The sequence below is a fragment of the Pseudoalteromonas sp. SWYJ118 genome (genome assembly GCF_015864505.1).
Lineage (GTDB): Bacteria > Pseudomonadota > Gammaproteobacteria > Enterobacterales > Alteromonadaceae > Pseudoalteromonas > Pseudoalteromonas arctica.
Map to the genome: position 1 here is coordinate 1 of NZ_JADYXC010000059.1, position 1,482 is coordinate 1,482.

Annotated in this window: 1 rRNA gene; it reads right to left on the minus strand. The window is 50.4% G+C overall.

Annotated features, from left to right (window positions below):
* Positions 1 to 1,482: ribosomal RNA gene (locus I6F48_RS21150) — 23S ribosomal RNA — on the minus strand; the annotation flags it as partial.

Sequence of the window (1,482 nt, forward strand, 5' to 3'; positions counted from 1 at the left end):
CCTATCCTACACATGTAGGTTCAATGTTCAGTGCCAAGCTGTAGTAAAGGTTCACGGGGTCTTTCCGTCTAGCCGCGGGTACACAGCATCTTCACTGCGATTTCAATTTCACTGAGTCTCGGGTGGAGACAGCGTGGCCATGGTTACACCATTCGTGCAGGTCGGAACTTACCCGACAAGGAATTTCGCTACCTTAGGACCGTTATAGTTACGGCCGCCGTTTACCGGGGCTTCGATCAAGAGCTTCTCCCTAAGGATAACCCCATCAATTAACCTTCCGGCACCGGGCAGGTGTCACACCGTATACGTCATCTTGCGATTTTGCACAGTGCTGTGTTTTTAATAAACAGTCCCAGCCACCTGGTCACTGCGGCTCCCGTCCGCTTAGAGAGCAAGTCTCATCACAGATAGGAGCGTACCTTCTCCCGAAGTTACGGTACGATTTTGCCTAGTTCCTTCACCCGAGTTCTCTCAAGCGCCTTAGTATTCTCTACCTGACCACCTGTGTCGGTTTGGGGTACGATTCCATATAATCTGAAGCTTAGAGGCTTTTCCTGGAAGTATGGCATCAGCAACTTCATCACCGTAGTGACTCGTCTCGTGTCTCAGGTTTAATGTTTGTCCGGATTTACCTAAACAANCTGTTTCCCATCGACTACGCCTTTCGGCCTCGCCTTAGGGGTCGACTTACCCTACCCTGATTAACATGGGATAGGAACCCTTGGTCTTCCGGCGTGGGAGTTTTTCACTCCCATTATCGTTACTCATGTCAGCATTCGCACTTCTGATACCTCCAGCATACCTCCCGGTACACCTTCAACGGCTTACAGAACGCTCCCCTACCACTCAGAATAAATTCTGAATCCGCAGCTTCGGTGCATAGTTTAGCCCCGTTACATCTTCCGCGCAGACCGACTCGACCAGTGAGCTATTACGCTTTCTTTAAAGGATGGCTGCTTCTAAGCCAACCTCCTGGCTGTCTGGGCCTTTCCACATCGTTTCCCACTTAACTATGACTTTGGGACCTTAGCTGGCGGTCTGGGTTGTTTCCCTCTTCACGACGGACGTTAGCACCCGCCGTGTGTCTCCCGGATATTACTTTACGGTATTCGGAGTTTGCAAAGGGTTGGTAAGTCGGGATGACCCCCTAGCCTTAACAGTGCTCTACCCCCGTAAGTATTCGTCCGAGGCTCTACCTAAATAGATTTCGGGGAGAACCAGCTATCTCCCGGTTTGATTAGCCTTTCACTCCTAGCCACAGGTCATCCCCTAACTTTTCAACGTTAGTGGGTTCGGTCCTCCAGTTGATGTTACTCAACCTTCAACCTGCCCATGGCTAGATCACCGGGTTTCGGGTCTATACCTTGCAACTATTCGCCCAGTTAAGACTCGGTTTCCCTACGGCTACCCTATTCGGTTAACCTCGCTACAAAATATAAGTCGCTGACCCATTATACAAAAGGTACGCAGTCACCCAACAAG